Source organism: Dietzia sp. SYD-A1, from assembly GCF_015356725.1.
Lineage (GTDB): Bacteria > Actinomycetota > Actinomycetes > Mycobacteriales > Mycobacteriaceae > Dietzia.
Window position 1 is genome coordinate 1 of record NZ_JADDKI010000447.1, and the last position, 746, is coordinate 746.

Sequence of the window (746 nt, forward strand, 5' to 3'; positions counted from 1 at the left end):
GGGTAGGCCGGGTGCGCGGCGGGGTCGGATCCGGCGGGAGGTGCCGGGCGCGCCGGGAGGTGCCAGACTGGAGGGCATGAGCGCCGACGCCGACAACGCACGCCCCGATGCCGATGACCGGGCCCGTCTGACCGAGGAGCAGATCGCCGAGGGGCTCGCCGACCTGCCCGGTTGGGCCTTCTCCGAGGGGTCGCTGACCTACACCGCGGTGTGTGAGACCCCGCAGGCCGCGATCAACCTGGTCGCCGCGATCGGGCAGGCCGCCAACTCCCAGGACCACCACCCGGACCTGCTGTGGAGCTACGACGAGGTGACCCTGGACCTGCGCAGTCACGACGTCGCCGGGGTGACCCGGCGGGACCTGAAGCTGGCCCGGTCCGTTTCGGCGCTGTCCGGGGAGTTCGACGCCACCCCGCTGGGCATGGACTGACGCGCTGGCTGGACATGGACTGACGAGCACGCGCGGGCATTGCCTGGACCGCCGGCTTTGAGTCACTGCGTCAGGCGTGTGCCGCAGTTCTCCTGGGACAACGCTGCACGCGGTGACCTCACGTGGAGGGAGGGGGCGGGGTGAGAGCGCTGAATGAGCGGTTCGAGCGAGTCACCACGCGAATGATGAGGCCGCCCCTGCGAGATCGAGGAGCGGTTGCGGGGCGATCCCCAGAGCGAGCGTGAGCACCGCGGCGATCCCGACCACGGCCAGGGTCACCGGTCGGCGGGCGAACGCCACCCCCGAGCCGCCAGAC

1 protein-coding gene is annotated in these 746 nt (G+C 71.8%); it reads left to right on the top strand.

The features are described from left to right. Positions 1–76: 76 nt before the first annotated feature. A complete protein-coding gene (locus IY392_RS15520; RefSeq protein WP_194861689.1) occupies positions 77–430 on the top strand; it encodes a 4a-hydroxytetrahydrobiopterin dehydratase in 354 nt (117 codons plus the stop codon). Positions 431–746: the final 316 nt, after the last annotated feature.

What these genes read in the sequence shown, in the direction of transcription:
- IY392_RS15520 (WP_194861689.1), top strand. Translation starts at nt 77, where the DNA reads ATGAGCGCCGACGCCGACAACGCACGCCCCGATGCCGATGACCGGGCC.